The sequence below is a fragment of the Arthrobacter sp. StoSoilA2 genome (assembly GCF_019977195.1).
Lineage (GTDB): Bacteria > Actinomycetota > Actinomycetes > Actinomycetales > Micrococcaceae > Arthrobacter.
Genome location: NZ_AP024643.1, coordinates 4,022,740 through 4,038,625, shown reverse-complemented (window position 1 = coordinate 4,038,625; position 15,886 = coordinate 4,022,740). Strand labels below are relative to the sequence as shown.

Sequence of the window (15,886 nt, the reverse complement as noted above, 5' to 3'; positions counted from 1 at the left end):
CAATTTCCGTAACGAATCCGACTCGCATTGGGGAACAATATGTTCAAGAAAATGGCTGCTTCTGTGGCCTTGGCAGGCGCTCTCGCTTTTACGGTTGCGGCTCCCGCAGTCGTCTCTGCTGCTGCAGCGGCAGATTCCGGCTCGGTAAGTGCTATTGGTAACTGGCCCGATCCTATGAGGTCCACCACCACGGTACCTACCAAGTCAGGTGACACGACGTACACGACGTCGTCCATCGGCAACTGGCCGGATCCTATGTAAAACAGTAACTACTGAGGAAACCCCGGAGCGTGACGAGCGATGCTCCGGGGTTTTCTTTTGCCCGGGAGTGCTCCGGCGACACCCACATTCGCCCAGGAGCCGGCAACGGGCAGGCGACACCCGGATTTGGGAGTCGCCATCGGGGACGCGTGGCGCGGGTGAAGATGCGTAACGTGGTGGAAGCGCGTCGTGGGTGGCGGCTCCAGGGTTAGCAGCGGATCCGGGCAAACAAAAATGGCGCCGATTTCTCGACGCCATTTTCGTATTTGGTCGGGATGACAGGATTTGAACCTGCGACCTCTTCGTCCCGAACGAAGCGCGCTACCAAGCTGCGCTACATCCCGATCCGCTGCGAAAGCAACTGTTCAAGGATAGCTGAATCGCTGCGGGATGCGAAATCGAGAAGGCGGTGTCGCTCCTCACACGAGCGAGTCCCTCCATGCACCATGAAGCCGCGCAAACCGGCCGCCACCAGTGATCAGCTCGGCCGGTGTTCCGTCCTCGACAATCCGGCCGTCGTGGACCACCAGCACCCTGTCTGCTGTCTCCACAGTGGAGAGACGGTGGGCGATGATGATGGCAGTGCGGGCAGCATTCTGGCCGGCGACACCCTCCAGAAGATGCGCAAGCCCTGCCTGGACCATCCGCTCCGAAGGAATATCCAGCGACGACGTTGCTTCGTCGAGAATCAGGACGGCCGGCGCGGCGAGGAAAGCCCTGGCGAAGCCGATAAGTTGGCGCTGCCCCGATGAGACCCGCCCACCACGCTTATTGACATCCGTGTCATATCCTTCGGGCAAGCTCAGGATGAATTCATGGGCGCCCACTGCTTTAGCGGCAGCCTCTATTTCGGCTCGGGAAGCTTCAGGTCGTCCCAATGCGATGTTCTCCGCCACGGAGCCACTGAAGAGGAAGGCTTCCTGGGTCACCATGACCACTGCGCGGCGTAGGTCGGTGGTAGCGAGGTCGCGAAGGTCAACTCCGTCCAAAGTGATGGCGCCGGACGTGACGTCGTAGAAGCGCGCAACGAGTTTGGCCAAGGTGGACTTACCCGCGCCTGTCTGCCCGACCAGGGCAACGGTTTGGCCAGCCGGAATGTGGAGGTCCAGTTTGGGCACAACCACCTTGCCATCGCTGTACCCGAACTGCACACCCTTGAAGTCGATCTCTCCGCGTGAACTGTTCAGCGGCACAGGGTTCTTCGGAGGCCGGACGGTAGGCACTTCCTCCAGGAGCCCGGATACTTTTTCCAATGCCGCCTGTGCGCTCTGGAAGGAGTTGTAGAACATGGCCATCTGGTCCACCGGCTGGAAGAAGCGCTTGGTGGACAGGATGAGGGCCAGGAGGACGCCCACGGCGAGGTCTCCGCTGAGCACCCTGAACCCGCCGAACAACAGGACTGCAGCCACACACACGTTGCCGATCAGAACCAGTCCCGGCTGGAAGATGCCGTTCAGGTTGATGGAGCGCACGGTGTTCTTGCGGTAGTCCTCAGCCAACGCACCATAGCGGTCAGCGTTCTCACGCTCCTTGCGGAAGGCCTTCACGGCACGGATACCGGTCATGGTTTCCACGAAGTGCACGATCAACCGGGCCGAAACCACGCGGGATTCCCGGAAAGCAATCTGCGAATGCTTTTGGTACCAGCGCGCGAGGAAGAACATGGGCACACCCGCCGCAAGCATGATCAATCCACTGCGCCAGTCCAAGGCAAATACCGTGAAGGCCGTGAAGAGCATGAACAGCATGCCCGACGCGAGGGAGCTTACGCCGGAGTCCAGCAATTCCCGCAGCGCTTCGAGGTCCGAGGTTTGACGGGCGATGATGCGGCCGGACGTGTACTTCTCATGGAATTCAAGGCTCAACCGCTGGGTATGCCTGAAGACGCGGACCCGGAGGTCCAGCAGCATGGCCTGGCTTAATTGGGCTGTGGACGTTACGTAGAGGGCGGTCATAGCAGCAGTGGCGACGGCCGCAGCCAGGTACAAAGCACCGGCGAGCACCAACGGTCCATTGTCACCGGCTTGCAATGCGGGCAAGGCGGTGTCGATCCCAAAGGCGATCAGGGCCGGCCCCGCAACGCGGGTGAGCTGCGAAACCACCACCATCACGATCGTCATCCAGAAACGCAACCGCACCGGGCGGATCAGCGAGCCCAGCAAGGCGAGTGACCGGCGTCGTACTGCTTTGCTGTCTGCTTTGCTCAGGAGCGTGTTGTCCTCGTTGGCGGTTCCAAAGGTTGTGGCGCTCACCGGCGGGCCTCCTCGGCGTCTTCGAGCTCGTCCAGTTCGCTGTCCAGATCTCTCGGACCGGTATCCAGGCTTGCGATGACGTAGCGGTAGTGGGCGTTTTCGGTCAACAGTTCCGTGTGGGTTCCGACTGCGGTGATGGTTCCGTTCTCAAGCAATGCCACGCGGTCCGCCAATGCCACGGTCGAAGGCCGGTGTGCGACGATCAGCGTGGTTGTCTCGTGAAGTACCTCGCGCAGCCTTGCTTCCACGCGTTCCTCAGTGTTGACGTCCAAAGCCGAGAGAGGGTCGTCCAGGACCAGGACTTTCGGCTTCGCAGCGATGGCCCTGGCGAGGGCAATGCGCTGCCGCTGGCCACCTGAAAGGCTCAATCCTTCCTCACCAATCAGGGTGTCGACACCGTCCGGCAAAGAGTACGCGAAGTGGGCTTGGGCGACGTCCAAAGCTTCGTCAAGGGCGGCCTCGCTGGGCTCAGCGGCGCCGAGCAGGACGTTGTCCCGTACCGAGCTTGAGAACAATGTGGTGTCCTCGAAAGCCACCGCCACGATCCGCCGGAGTTCCTCGATGTCGTAGTCGCGGACGTCCACGCCGTCAATCGTCACGGAGCCTTCCTTGACGTCGTACAGGCGGGGGACCAGTTGCAGCAGGGAGCTCTTGCCACTGCCGGTGATGCCCACCAGTGCCATGGTTTCGCCCGGACGAATGTCCAGGGTGATGTCGTGCAGGAGCATCCCGCCGTCGTCGAATCCGAAGCCCGCGTGCTCAAAGCGCAAGGCTCCCCTCACCGTTGCCGGCACCTCGGCATGATCCGGCGAAGTGATGGTGTTCTCGGTATCCATGACTTCGAAGTGGCGGTCCAGTGCAGTCTTGGCAGTCAGTGCCATGGCCAGGAGCATGCCGGAAAATTCCACGGGAGTGGCCACCACGGCGGCGGTGGCGAAGAACGCAACCAGCGAGCCGATACTCAACTGTCCGCTTGCTGCGAGCATGATGCCCACCACCAGTCCGACGCCCAGTGCCAACTCAGGCAGCAACGTGACCACCAGCGTGAAGCCGGCTTGCTGCTTCGCCTTGGCAATCTCCGTCTGCCGCAGCTCTTCTGCCTGGCCGTTGAAATTCTCCAGCGCTTCGCGGCTGCGGCCGAAAGCCTTCAGGACGCGGATGCCGTGGACGGACTCTTCCACGGTGGTAGCAAGATCGCCCGCCTGATCCTGGCTGAGGCGTGTGGCCCGGCTGAAGCGACGGCGGAAGCGGAACGAATTGACCATGATCGGCACAGCCGCGCCGAGGAAGATCAACGCCAGTTGCCAACTCATGGAGAACATGACTCCGACGCCAATAATCACTGTCAACGTGGTGACCACCAGCATGATCGCGCCGAACGCCATCCAGCGGCGCAGAAAACTCAAGTCCGTCATGGCGCGGGACAGCAACTGGCCGGAGCCCCAGCGATCATGGAAAGACACTGTGAGCTGCTGGAGGTGACCGTACAGCGATACGCGCATCCTCGTCTCAACCGTCGTAGCCGGGTTGATCACGAACTGCCTGCGCAAGGCCACCAGTCCGGCTTCAGCCACACCAAGCGCAAGAATCACGACGGCGGCAATCCAGACAGCGCCTGGGTCACCGCCGGGTTGAAGCGACGTGTTGACCAATACACGCAGCACCTGGGGAATCGTCAGCGCGACGATGCTGGCGAGCAGTGCGCAGAGGAGGCCCATAAAAAGCCGGGGGAGGATGGGCCGCACATGAGGGTACAGGCGGCCGACGGATGTGAAGAATGACGTTTGTTTGGACATGCCCGCTCTCAACAGCTGGATCTTCAGATGGTGCGGAGGTAGTTTCCCGTAGCAACTACCCTATGCCATGCCGTGATTCGTTTCACAGGACCACACTTTGCTATGTGGAAAGTTCCCCAGTTATTGGGATTCGTAATGGTCCATGCGTTGAGATGCGCGCGGCGTTTTAGCTGCGCGCGGCGATTAGCTGCGGGCCGTGAGCGTCAGCAGGACCGCTTCCGGGCGGCACGCGATCCGGACCGGGGCGTAGCGCGAGGTGCCAATGCCGCCTGAGACGTTCACCGGCGTCGTGAACCCGTCGCTTTCCCAATCGTGGAGGCCCTTGGCCCGCCATGTCGGCAGGTCGCAGTTGGAGACGAGAGCGCCGTAACCTGGGATGCAGATCTGGCCACCATGAGTATGTCCGGCGAGGATCAGGTTTGCCTCGGCTTCGGTGAAGTGGTCCAGGACGCGCTGGTACGGCGCATGGATGACGGCGACCCTCAAATGAGGGCGGGCATCCTGGTTCACGGTGCCGCGGGGCCAACCGGCATAGCGTTCGCGCTTCAAGTGGGGATCGTCTACGCCCGAGAAATCGAAACGCAGGCCGTTCAACACCACCGACTGCGCACGGTTGGTGAGGTCGATCCAGCCTCCCATGCCGAAAGCAGACCGCAATCTGGGCCAGTCGAGCTTGATGGGATCGGTCCTGAGCTTCGACGGTCCGCGGAAGTAGCCCGCAGGGTTCTTGATCCTGGGTGCGTAGTAGTCGTTGGAGCCCGGGACGAAGACGCCGGGAAATTCCATGAGAGGCCGGAGGGCGCTGATCAGCGGATCCACGGCCTGTTCATGGCTGAGGTTGTCTCCGGTGTTGACTACAAGATCGGGCTTCAAATCCACCAAAGACTGCAGCCACCGGGTTTTCTTGTACTGTCCGGGAACGAAATGGATATCGCTCAGGTGCAGTACGCGGAACGGCTCAGACCCTTCGGGGAGGATGGGGAGAGTCTCACGACGGACCCCGAACTGGTCCTTTTCCCACCAACCGTAGGCAGCAGCTGCCGCGCCGGCAGTGGCGCCGAGGGCAGTGGTGACGGCGAAACCGCGCCCGATAGTGCGGACGCGGTTTGCCAGGGAATCAGGGAACTGCACGGTTAGTCCTTGCCAGGGCCGTTGCCGTTGCCGCCGTTGCCGCTATTGCCGCCAGTGTTGGTAGGGGGTGCCGGCGGGGCGGGATTGTTTTGCGTAGGTGCCGGGGCGGTACTGCGCTGCGGAGTTGAACCTCCGAGGAGGTTGGACGGGGGCGCCTGGAACGGGTTGGTGCCATATGCAGGGGCAACGGCCAGCATGTAGTTGGTGAACTGCGGACCAGCAATCATGTAACCATCGATCGACTGGTAGAACTTGCCGTTGACGGTCAGGTTCCGGCCCGGTCGCTTCTGGTCACCCAAAGGGTCACCGAACCAGGAAGCCGTTGCCAACCCGGTGGTGTAGCCGACAACCCACGTGGAACCGTTGGTGTCGTTGGTACCGGTCTTGGCGGCTACGGGGAAGTTGTTACGCGTGGAAAGGGCAGGGCGGATCAGCGAACCCGAACCGGCGTTCAAGACTTCCTGCATGGCATACGCCACGCCCCGGGCAACTTCAGGTTTGACGGCATCCTTGCAGTTGGAGGATTGCGCCGGGAGATCGGCGCCGGACTGGTCCTTCACCGAAGTAATCGCGATTGGCGCACAGTACTTGCCATCGGCAGCGAACGTGGCGAACGCCGTTGCCATGGTGAGAGGTGCAGTCTGGGTGGAACCAATGAGGTTACCCAGAGTGGTCATGGGCACCTTGGGGTTGGGATCCGTGATCTTACCGGTGTCATCCCGTGCAGGCAGGCCGCCGTGGATGCCCGTGGCATCGACAATGCCCTGGATGCCACACAGGTCCAGCTGGGAAGCAGAAGCAAAGGTGGCTGTGTTGATCGAGTTCATGAGGCCGTACAGGACCGTCATGTTTCTGTAGTAACCCTCATCCGAGTTCTGCAGGTCGAAAGTGCCGTTCGTGGCGTCGTACCAGCCAACAGTGGGTGCAGGACAGGTATTCCGCCACCGGAAGTTCTGGGGGTACCTGCGAACCGAAGCATTAATCGTCGTATTCATCGACTTGCCCTCGTTCAGCCATTCAGCGAACGTAAACGGCTTCATCGTAGAACCGGGCTGGAAACCGCCGATGCCATTGAGGTCGTTGCCCTCGGCATCGAGGACGTCCACATTGAAGTTCTGGGTCTGATCGAACTTGCCCTCTTGGGGGAGCCAGACAGTGTTCTGGGCCATGCTGACGATCTGGCCGGTACCCGGTTGGACCGAGACGATCGAGGCACCCCACTTGTCCGGGTTGGCGCCGGCTGTCCCATCAACCTGCTGCTGGGCAACGGTCTGCGCAGTGGGATCAAGGGTGGTCCGGATGGTCAGGCCGCCGCGCATCACCCGCTTTTCGCGCTCGTCCGAGGTCTCGCCGTACGCCGGGTTGTTCAAAAGCAAGTGGAGCACGTAGTCGCAGAAATACGGAGCCATGGTGGCGTAAGCGCAACCCTGGCGTGCGGGAGTGACCTTGGTGGTGACAGGGGTGGCTACCGCTTCGTCGTACTCAGCCTGGGAGATCTTGCCCTGGTTCACCATGGCAGCCAGCACAAGGTCGCGCCGCTTCTTGGAGTTATCCGGGTTGGTGATCGGATCGAAGGCGGACGGGCTGTTCACCAAACCAGCGAGCAAGGCTGCCTGCGGAAGTGTCAGATCCTTCGCAGTAGTGCTGAAGAAGAACTTGGAGGCAGCTTCAATGCCATACGCGTCACGGTTGAAGAAGACGATGTTGAGGTAGCCCTCAAGGATCTGCTCCTTGGAGAACTTCTTCTCCAGGGCGATAGCAAGCTTCATCTCGCGGAGCTTATCTCCGACGCCCTTGTTCAGGCCGTTCAGCTTGACGTCTTCGTCCTTGCCGGAGGCCACCAGCGACTCATTGATGACGTTGTTAACGTATTGCTGCGTAATGGTGGACGCGCCCTGCTTGTTGCCGCGGGCGGTGCTCACGATGGCTCGCATGATGCCGGTGGTATCGATGCCGCCGTGCTCATAAAAACGGCTGTCCTCGATGGCGATGACAGCGTCCTTGATGAACGGGCTCATTTGGTCCAGCGGAACCTTGGTACGGTTCTCCGCGTAGATGGAGGCGATCGGCGTACCGTCCTTCGCCAGAATCGTCGTGTTCTGGCTGGGCGGATCCACCTGCAGCTCCGCCGGCAGAGTGTCAAAGAACTGGATGGAACCACTTGCGGCACTGCCCGAAACGGCGGCTGCGGGGACCAACAGGCCCGCCACCAGGACGCCACAAATCGCGCTCACGCCAAGGAAACCTAGAATCTTTCCGAGGGTGGTGGCAGTGTCGAATATGGGGTTCTTGCGAGTCACCATGTTTTCCACTTTACCGGCAAGGGCTAGGCTTTCTGTCATGACCAAATGGGAGTACGCCACGATTCCGCTCATTATTCACGCCACGAAGCAGATTCTGGACCAATGGGGCGAGGACGGCTGGGAGCTTGTCCAGGTCGTCGGTGGACCCGATGGCAAAGGCCTTGTTGCATACCTGAAGAGGGAGAAGCAGTAATCATGACAACCCCCGCAGAAACCACGTCTGCCGCGGAATCCGGCGCTCCGACGTCGGCTGTTGAGCAGCGTCTCGCCGAGCTCGGCTTGACCCTTCCCGAGGTCGCCACGCCGGTTGCCGACTACGTGCCGGCGGTCGTCTCCGGCAACTACGTTTACACGTCAGGCCAGCTGCCCTTTATTAATGGCAAACTCGAAGCTACGGGCAAGGTCTCGCTCGGCGAGTTGGGTACCTCCGATGAACCAACAGTCGATCCTGAGGATGCCAAGCGCTACGCCGCTGTTTGTGCCATCAACGCCCTCGCTGCCGTCAAGAGCGTCATCGGCGACCTCGACCGCATCACCCGCATCGTCAAAGTAGTTGGCTTTGTTGCATCCGAACCCACGTTTACCGGCCAGCCCGGAGTCATCAATGGTGCCTCCGAACTTCTCGGCCAGGTATTGGGCGACGCCGGCAAGCACGCACGCTCCGCCGTCGGCGTTTCCGTCCTGCCGCTCGACTCTCCCGTCGAAGTCGAGCTCATCGCTGAATTCAGCTAAGGAACCGGTTCACCCAATTGCCGCAGCTTGCCCGCCGCCTGTTCGCACTCCCCCCGGCACTCGAAGGGGCGGCACGAAACTGGCTTGAGCTCGGCGAGCGGACCCCCAGGGCCGCCCGCTACGCATCATCCGTCGTTCTCTTGCGGGACTCACCCACCGGCCTGGAGACCTGGCTTGGTTACAGGCCAGGCTCCTCGCCGCTGGGTGTCGTTGCCTTCCCCGGCGGATCCCTGGACCCGTCCGACGACGACCCCATCGATTGGTTGGGTCCCTCACCGCAGTCCTGGGCTGAGCATATGGGAACGGACGACGTCGGACTCGCCCGCCGCCACGTGGTGGGCGCAATCCGCGAACTCTTCGAGGAAACCGGCGTCCTCCTTGCCGGCCCCGACGCTTCCTCCACCGTGGAGGCCAACTCCACGGTGGAATGGATGAAAGCCAGGGAAGCCGTATCCAGCCAGGAGAAGTCCTTCAGCGAAGTGCTCGCCAAGCGTGGCCTTTCACTGCGCACGGACCTGCTGAAGCCCCTGGTCAACTGGCTCAGCCCCGACTTCGCGCATACCCGTTTCAACACGCGCTATTTTGCCGCCACGGTCCCCGTGAACCAGCAGCCGAGCATCCTGGGCAGCAAGGGAGTCTGGGGCCGTTGGGTGTGCGCCGCGGAAGCCATCGCCCTCCGCGACACCACGGCCCTCGGTGACGAAATAGCCCAGGAAAACACGGTCGGACTCACCCTCGGCCAGCTCCTGGTCCCAGGGTCCGAAATCATGCTCGAAAAAATGGCCCACGCCAACGGCTGCATCGCCTACCTGAGCTACAAGCGCAAAGCCCACGTGTACCAACCCAAACTGGTGGACGAGGGCGGAATTCTCATGCTCGAGGTCGAAGCCGCCAGGACTGTAGCCGGAGAGCCGCAGCGGGAGCGCTAACGGATCTTCTCTCACTTCCCGACGGGTTTTGACAGACGCTCTCTCACATCCCGACGTCTCACTTCCCGACGGGTTTTGGCGGATCTTCTCTCACATCCCGACGGGTTTTGACGGATCTTCTCTCACTTCCCGACGAAAAAAGCCGCCCCGGTTCATCACCGGAGCGGCTTTTTTGTAAGGGCTAGCGCGAACGCTGGCGGAGTCGCTGCATGTCCAGAATGACGACGGCGCGCGCTTCCAGACGCAGCCAACCGCGCTGGACGAACTCGGCCAGTGCCTTGTTGACGGTTTCGCGGGAAGCGCCCACCAGTTGGGCGAGTTCTTCCTGCGTCAGTTCATGGGCAACCAGGACGCCGTCGGTGGCCGGACGGCCGAAGCGGTCAGCCAGATCCAGGAGCGCCTTGGCGACGCGGCCCGGGACGTCCGAGAAGACGAGGTCGGACAGGGAATCGTTGGTGCGGCGGAGCCTGCGGGCGAGGGCCTGCAACAACTGCGCGGAAACCTCGGGACGTGTGCGGAGCAGCGCGTTGAGGCTTTCGTTCTTCAATCCTGCCAGGCGCGTTTCGGAGACGGCGGTGGCCGTGGCGGTGCGGGGGCTGGGGTCGAACAACGCCATTTCGCCGAAGAGTTCTCCCGGGCCGAGGATGGCCAACAGGGACTCGCGGCCATCGGGGGAGGTGCGGCCGAGCTTTACCTTGCCGGAAACGATGAAGTACAGCTGGTCACCCTGGTCGCCTTCGCGGAATACCGAAGCCCCGCGTGAGAGGTCCACCTCGGTGAGTTCGTCCGTCAGCAAGCGGAATGCGTCGTCGTCAAGGGTGGCGAAGAGGGGTGCGCGGCGCAATACCTCGATGTCCATGAAATCTCCTGAATATAAGTTTCGGTCGTGGCGCTCCAGCCATTGTTTCAGAATTTTTAAGCTTCTGTGACGTACTTGGCAGGCGAAACGCTGAAACGGCGCGGTTTTTGCCCCTATCGGGCCTTGTTTGCCGTGCCTTTGAACGCTCGGAGCGACCCCTTATCGTGATGGGACTAACGGTTCCCTGTCAGGGTGCCCATCTACAATTGGCGCTACCCGGTTACGAGGAGCATTGGTGTTTGGCTTGACGATTTTGGATTTGGCATTGATCTTGATGCTGCTGTCCTACCTGATCTATGGCCTGCGAAATGGCTTCCTGGTGACACTGGGCGGAATTGCCGGTTTTGTGGTCGGCGCGATTGCTGCGTTCATGGCTGTTCCACTGGTGAGCGGCTGGGTGAGCGACAGCGGTTGGAGGCTGACCGCAACGGTGGGTGCCGCTGTCGTGCTCATTGCTTTAGGCCACGGGCTGGGGACCATGATCGGCCGAAAAGTCCGCCATGCTGTGCGGATCAAGCCGTTGCACGCCGCTGACCGGTTGATTGGCGGCGTTGTCAGCGTGGTGGTTGCCGCTCTGGTGATGTCCATGCTGGCGTTCAGCATCAGTTCGCTTGGTGTGCCGTTCGTCTCACAGCAGTTGGCCCAGTCCCGCGTCATCCGATACATCGATTCGTTGACGCCGACGCCGGTGAAAACCACGATGGCACAACTGCGATCAACGGTGATCGGCGACGGTATTCCCAAGCTGATTGAGGGCTTCGGCCCAGCGACGCCGGTTCCGGTTCCCAACGAGTCCACTGACACTCCAGCCCTGAACCAGGCCGCCGAGTCCGTCCTGAAGATCGCGGGCACGGCTTTTTAATGCGGCCAGAACCAGACGGGATCCGGATTTGTGGTGGCGCCCGGGCGCGTCGTGACCAATGCACACGTTGTGGCGGGCGTGTCGCAGCCGGTGGTCGAGATTCCCGACGGCGGCGCGTTGCCGGGTCGGGTGGTCTACTTCGACCCCCAGCGGGATATCGCGGTTTTGGCCGTGGACGGACTTTCATCGGATCCGCTTCAGCTGAGTCCAGACCTGGCCGCCGGCAGCCCGGCAGCTTTTGCCGGCTACCCGCATGGAGGTCCGTTCCAGTCCAAACCGGCAACCATCCAAGGAATTTCGACCATTCTTGTTCCTGATATTTATGGCGGCAACCCCTCTCCGGAGTTGGTCTACAAGCTTGCGGGCGACGTTCAACCCGGTAACTCCGGAGGGCCGCTGCTCACCATGCAGGGGCAGGTAGCCGGCTTGATCTTTGCCAAGACCACTACTGATGCTGCGGTTGGCTTCGCACTCACCATGGAGGACATCCAGCCGGTGGCTGCCCAAGCTCCAGGTCTTAGTGCGCCGGTTTCGCCCGGGCAGTGCACACGCAAGTAACTTTGAGGGCAATTCCCGGACATTCTCCCGTCGCCTAATAGATTGGGAGTCATGACTGAAGCCACCCCCGCCACCGAAGCTGGTCGCGCCACCATTCTTGTGATCAACGGACCGAACCTTAACCTTTTGGGCACCAGGGAGCCCGAGAAGTACGGCACTTCCACGCTCGCCGACGTCGAGCAGCTGGCAATGTCAGCGGCGGCTGCACATGGCTTCACGGTGGACTGCGTTCAGTCCAACCACGAAGGGGACCTCCTCGACGCCATCCATGCAGCACGCGGAACGGCGTCGGGAATCGTCATCAATGCCGGTGCCTTCACCCACACGTCAGTGGCACTTCGTGACGCCCTGGCCGCAGTTCAGCTGCCCGCCGTTGAAGTACACATCACCAACGTTCATCAGCGCGAAGAGTTCCGGCACCACTCCTACTTATCCGGCGTGTGTAACGCGATCATCGTGGGCGCGGGCGTGCTCGGGTACAAGCTGGCCATTGATTACCTGGCTGAAACGGTATAGCCGGGCGGATGTGAGAGGGTTCCCGGGGAGCCGTCAGGACGTGAGAGAGGGCTACAGGGCAGTGAACCGCAGCAAAAGCGCGTGCTCCGGGTTCAAGACGGGCATCGGAAGGCCCACCTCGCCCAGGAAGCGTCCCGAAGCTTCAGCCCCGGACGCCACCCACGGCGCCGGCTTTGCCTCAGTGAACGTGTGCCCGTAGTCGGCATCCCCGGGTGCTGGGAAGATCGCTTCTACCCGGTATGAGCGGGCAGGATCCAACCCTGGAATGGTCACCCGTCCGGGCAGTTCGCTAAAGCCTGTCCGGGTCTTGACCACGGCGAACAGAGCAGCCGTGGCACCGGACGTCGGAGCGTCAGCCACCACGCCGTGCAGCATCATGGACTCGTCCGGCACATCGGCCCGCACCATCCGTCCACTGTGGATCAATCCGCGGTGCTCTTTGTACAGGGTGATGAACCGCTTGAGTTCCTCACGCTCAGCCCCCTGGACTTCCCGGATGTCCCATTCCATGCCGAAATGGCCAAAAAGCGCCGTGATGGCCCGGAACGACAAGTCATGCGTCCGGGCCGTGGTGTGTGAGGTGGTCGGTCCGATGTGTCCGCCCACCAGCTCCGGGGGAACCATCAAACCGGTCCAGCGCTGGATGGTTTGCCGCTCCAACGCGTCATTGCAATCCGAAGCCCAGATCCGGTCGGTGCGTTCCAGGATCCCAAGGTCCACGCGGGCGCCACCGGAGGAGCAACTTTCGATCTCGACACCCGGATGTGCTGCACGGAGGGCATCGAACAGCCGGTAAGCGGCGAGGGTCTGTTCATGGACGGAGGAACGGCCCGCATGGCCGTGCTCCACGAGGTCCCGGTTTTGGTCCCACTTGAGGTAACTGATGTTGTTTTCCCGCAGCAGGCTGTCAATCCGATCAAAAACGTAATGCCACGCCTCGGGGTTCACGAGGTCAATGATGTGCTGGTGTCGCCATTCGAGAGGCAGCCGGCCACCGTCCTTGAAGGACAGGGCAGAAGGTCCAACGATCCACTCGGGGTGGGCGCGGGCGATGTCGGAGTCAAGGTTCACCATCTCCGGTTCAACCCAGAGGCCAAACTCCATCCCGCGCGAAGTCACTGCATCAATCAATGGCGTCAGGCCGCTTGGCCAAAGGGTCTCGTCGACGTACCAGTCACCCAGCCCGGCGTGGTCGTCCCGGCGTCCGCGGAACCACCCGTCGTCGAGCACGAAACGCTCAACGCCAAGGTCTGCAGCCGATTCCGCCAGCTCGATCAGGGTGTCCAGTTTGTGGTCGAAGTACACCGCTTCCCAGGTGTTGAGGACCACTGGCCTTGGTTTTGCAGCGACGTCCACGTGGTGCGGGCGTGACCGGAACCAGCTGTAGAAGGCTTCACTGATGCCGTCCAAACCGTGGTCGGAGTAGGCGGCAAACAACGCCGGCGTCGTGTAGCTTTCACCGGGTTGCAGCACTACTTCTGCGGGACCAAGGAGCTCGGAACCGCCGATCATGGTGCGGCCATCGGCTACGCTGTCAGCAAATTGCTCGTGATTTCCGCTCCACGCCAAATGCGTGGCCCAGACTTTGCCGTGCCGGTTGCCGAAGCCTGCGGTTCCTGCCGCGAGCAGCAGCGAGGAATCGTGCCCAGTGCGGCCGTGACGGCCAGTGCGGACCCAGGTTCCTTGCTGGATGGCCCTGCGCTGTGGGTGCCGTTCGCGGCACCAACGGCCGGTAAGGTCCAAAAGCTCGACGGCGTCCGGTGCCACCGGGAGCATCGTTGCCAATTCGTCCACCTGGAAAGGCGACGTGCCATCGTTGGTGACGGTGTGCCGCAGTTCCAAAAGCCCACCCGGGTGCAAGGTGAGGTTGCTCGTGACGGTGATGCCGGCGTCGGGATCTGATTGAACGATCACCGCCGACCCCCCGTCCCCGGTGGCGCTCACCGCCCGCAGGCGTACGGAGAAGTCGTGCCCGGGAACTCCATCCGTGAACCGGTGTCCGCGCAATCCCGTCCGGCCCTGCCACGAGGAGGAAGCCTGGGGAAGGAGCCCGGCCGGCACGTTGGCGTCGATCGAGGAAGGAGGGATGGGCTCACTGAGGATGGAAAGGTCCGGAAGGGCGTCGCCCAGGTCTGCTCCCCAGTGGGATATTTCGGCCTCTCCTCGGTGAGTGCTGATCACCAGGCTGGTACCTGCGGAACGGAGATGGAGCGGGTGCATGGGTATGAGTCGCTTTCAAAAGATGGTGCTGGACTTGTGAGGCCTGCTCTGCGTCCCAACGGGGCGTCAAAGAGCGCAGAGCAGGCCTCACAACGGGAGGTTTTACTTGAAGAGGGCGTTGACCTGTTCGTTGGCGGCCGTAAGGGAACTGGCCGGGGACTTGCCGGCGATCACCGCGTCCATGGCCGGCTTCATGATTCCCGCAACCTTGGCGGCGTTGTCCGTGATGGGGAGCATGAAGGTGGTCTTGTCCTTCACATGCTGGGTGAAGGCGCTGACGTCCACGTTCTTGGCCTTGAAGGCGTCAGCGGCCTTCTCGGAAGAGGTGGTGATGGCCGGGAACACGACGGCCTTGGAAGCGACGACGTCCTGGCACGCGGCAGAGCCGAGGTACTCGACCCACTTGATGGAAGCATCCTTTTTCTTCGTGCCGGCCCAGATGGAATCGGCCAGGCCGTTGAACATGGAGGCGCGCTTGCCGTCGGGGCCCTGAGGGGTGGGGGCGATGCCGACGTCGATGCCCTTGTAGCCGGTGTATTGGCCGATCATCCAGGAACCATTGCTGTTGATGGCAGCCTTCCCCGCGCCGAAGCTATCGGCAGCGTTGGCGCCCACGGTGGTTTCAAGCTTGGGCATGTAGCCCTTCGCAGCGAGTGAGGCCCACCAGTCAATGGTGTCCTGGAGTTTCTCGTCGTCGTAGTTGAAGTGGGTGCCCCAGGGGTTCTTGTCCGTGGTGGTCCAGCCCGTGGTGGCGGACAGATAGCTCCACTGCGTCTGGCCGGCGTTCTCGGCGTCGGAACCTGGCAGCCCCAATCCGTAGACGGCAACGTTGTTCTTGTCGAAGCCTGCTTCGTCGCCGCGCTTGCCGTTCTTGTCCACGGTGAGGCGGGCGATCGCCTTCTCGTACGTTCCGCCGTCCTGCGGGTTCCAGTTCAGGGAGCCCATCTGTTCCGGGGTGATGCCGGCGTCCGTGGCCATCTTCTGGTTGTAGAACAGTGCGATGGTGTCCCAGTCCTTGGGCAGGCCGTAGCGCTTGCCGTCCTGGCCCACCCAGAGGTCGGCGAGGCCCTCGTTGTACTGCGAAAGCTCTACCTTGTCCTTGGTGACGGCGTCGTCAAGTGCCACGAGCTGCTTGGTCTTGAGGAAGTCCGGGTACTTGGACAGGTGGTCGGTAAAGACGTCCGGCGCGGTGCCGGAGGCCATGCCGTTGGTGATCTTGGACCAGTAGTCATCCCAGCCGGTCTGGGTGATCTTGACGGTGATGTCCGGGTTGGCCTTGGTGAAGTCCGCGGCGCACTGTTGGTAGGCGGGGAGCTGGTTGGCGTCCCAGAGCCAGTAGCTGATTTCGCCCTTGGCAGCATCTCCTCCGGCGCTTCCGCCCGAACAGGCGGACAGGGCGAGAGCGGCGGCTGCTGCTACGGCGACAGCGCCGAATGCCTTCTTGTTCATCATGGTGTGTCCTTTCAG

At 61.9% G+C, this 15,886-nt stretch carries 12 protein-coding genes, 1 tRNA gene and 1 pseudogene; 6 read left to right on the top strand and 8 right to left on the bottom strand.

From position 1 onward, the window contains the following. Positions 1–39: 39 nt before the first annotated feature. Entirely contained in the window at positions 40–261 is a 222-nt protein-coding gene (locus LDN82_RS18330) for a hypothetical protein (RefSeq protein WP_224165320.1), read from the top strand. Between the two features lie 267 nt (positions 262–528). Here LDN82_RS18330 and LDN82_RS18325 read toward each other — a convergent pair. The 5 genes from LDN82_RS18325 to LDN82_RS18305 form a co-directional block, all read right to left on the bottom strand. Then, positions 529–605, bottom strand: a tRNA-Pro gene (locus LDN82_RS18325). Positions 606–680: 75 nt separating this feature from the next. Continuing rightward, positions 681–2,513 carry an ABC transporter ATP-binding protein gene (locus LDN82_RS18320; RefSeq protein WP_224165319.1) on the bottom strand — a complete coding sequence of 611 codons (1,833 nt, stop codon included), beginning with the start codon at positions 2,511–2,513 and terminating at the stop codon, positions 681–683. Continuing rightward, positions 2,510–4,309, bottom strand: a complete 1,800-nt coding sequence (locus LDN82_RS18315) for an ABC transporter ATP-binding protein (protein ID WP_224165318.1) — start codon at positions 4,307–4,309, stop codon at positions 2,510–2,512. Before LDN82_RS18315 ends, LDN82_RS18320 begins: the two co-directional genes overlap by 4 nt. Before the next feature lie 183 nt (positions 4,310–4,492). Further along, positions 4,493–5,440 carry a metallophosphoesterase gene (locus tag LDN82_RS18310; protein WP_224165317.1) on the bottom strand — a complete coding sequence of 316 codons (948 nt, stop codon included), beginning with the start codon at positions 5,438–5,440 and terminating at the stop codon, positions 4,493–4,495. 2 nt (positions 5,441–5,442) lie between these two features. Then, positions 5,443–7,743: a transglycosylase domain-containing protein gene (locus tag LDN82_RS18305; protein ID WP_224165316.1), complete on the bottom strand. Its 2,301-nt coding sequence runs from the start codon at positions 7,741–7,743 to the stop codon at positions 5,443–5,445. A 37-nt stretch (positions 7,744–7,780) separates the two neighbouring features. On the opposite strand from LDN82_RS18305, the gene LDN82_RS18300 reads away from it, so the two are divergent. From LDN82_RS18300 to LDN82_RS18290, 3 genes are read left to right on the top strand one after another with little or no spacing between them, the layout of a single operon-like run. Further along, complete coding sequence (locus LDN82_RS18300; RefSeq protein WP_011775990.1) at positions 7,781–7,936, top strand: DUF4177 domain-containing protein; 156 nt, start codon at positions 7,781–7,783, stop codon at positions 7,934–7,936. Between the two features lie 2 nt (positions 7,937–7,938). Next, positions 7,939–8,475: a RidA family protein gene (locus tag LDN82_RS18295; RefSeq protein ID WP_224088861.1), complete on the top strand. Its 537-nt coding sequence runs from the start codon at positions 7,939–7,941 to the stop codon at positions 8,473–8,475. 17 nt (positions 8,476–8,492) lie between these two features. Further along, positions 8,493–9,404 (top strand): NUDIX hydrolase, encoded by a 912-nt coding sequence (locus LDN82_RS18290; RefSeq protein ID WP_224165315.1) that lies wholly within the window; start codon positions 8,493–8,495, stop codon positions 9,402–9,404. A 181-nt stretch (positions 9,405–9,585) separates the two neighbouring features. Here LDN82_RS18290 and LDN82_RS18285 read toward each other — a convergent pair whose 3' ends face one another. Continuing rightward, positions 9,586–10,263: a Crp/Fnr family transcriptional regulator gene (locus LDN82_RS18285; RefSeq protein WP_011775987.1), complete on the bottom strand. Its 678-nt coding sequence runs from the start codon at positions 10,261–10,263 to the stop codon at positions 9,586–9,588. A 235-nt stretch (positions 10,264–10,498) separates the two neighbouring features. On the opposite strand from LDN82_RS18285, the pseudogene LDN82_RS18280 reads away from it, so the two are divergent. Next, a pseudogene (locus tag LDN82_RS18280) lies at positions 10,499–11,683 on the top strand (MarP family serine protease). A 51-nt stretch (positions 11,684–11,734) separates the two neighbouring features. Next, complete coding sequence (aroQ, locus tag LDN82_RS18275) at positions 11,735–12,199, top strand: type II 3-dehydroquinate dehydratase (protein ID WP_224088859.1); 465 nt, start codon at positions 11,735–11,737, stop codon at positions 12,197–12,199. A gap of 51 nt (positions 12,200–12,250) precedes the next feature. Here aroQ and LDN82_RS18270 read toward each other — a convergent pair whose 3' ends face one another. Both LDN82_RS18270 and LDN82_RS18265 read right to left on the bottom strand, forming a co-directional pair. Beyond that, complete coding sequence (locus tag LDN82_RS18270) at positions 12,251–14,419, bottom strand: alpha-galactosidase (RefSeq protein ID WP_224165314.1); 2,169 nt, start codon at positions 14,417–14,419, stop codon at positions 12,251–12,253. Positions 14,420–14,521: 102 nt separating this feature from the next. Continuing rightward, positions 14,522–15,871 (bottom strand): sugar ABC transporter substrate-binding protein, encoded by a 1,350-nt coding sequence (locus LDN82_RS18265; protein WP_224088857.1) that lies wholly within the window; start codon positions 15,869–15,871, stop codon positions 14,522–14,524. Positions 15,872–15,886 lie beyond the last annotated feature (15 nt).

Coding starts and splice junctions, on each gene's coding strand:
- LDN82_RS18270 (WP_224165314.1), bottom strand. CDS start 14,419: ATGCACCCGCTCCATCTCCGTTCCGCAGGTACCAGCCTGGTGATCAGC.
- LDN82_RS18305 (WP_224165316.1), bottom strand. CDS start 7,743: ATGGTGACTCGCAAGAACCCCATATTCGACACTGCCACCACCCTCGGA.
- LDN82_RS18265 (WP_224088857.1), bottom strand. CDS start 15,871: ATGATGAACAAGAAGGCATTCGGCGCTGTCGCCGTAGCAGCAGCCGCC.
- LDN82_RS18315 (WP_224165318.1), bottom strand. CDS start 4,309: ATGTCCAAACAAACGTCATTCTTCACATCCGTCGGCCGCCTGTACCCT.
- LDN82_RS18300 (WP_011775990.1), top strand. CDS start 7,781: ATGACCAAATGGGAGTACGCCACGATTCCGCTCATTATTCACGCCACG.
- aroQ (WP_224088859.1), top strand. CDS start 11,735: ATGACTGAAGCCACCCCCGCCACCGAAGCTGGTCGCGCCACCATTCTT.
- LDN82_RS18330 (WP_224165320.1), top strand. CDS start 40: ATGTTCAAGAAAATGGCTGCTTCTGTGGCCTTGGCAGGCGCTCTCGCT.
- LDN82_RS18285 (WP_011775987.1), bottom strand. CDS start 10,263: ATGGACATCGAGGTATTGCGCCGCGCACCCCTCTTCGCCACCCTTGAC.
- LDN82_RS18295 (WP_224088861.1), top strand. CDS start 7,939: ATGACAACCCCCGCAGAAACCACGTCTGCCGCGGAATCCGGCGCTCCG.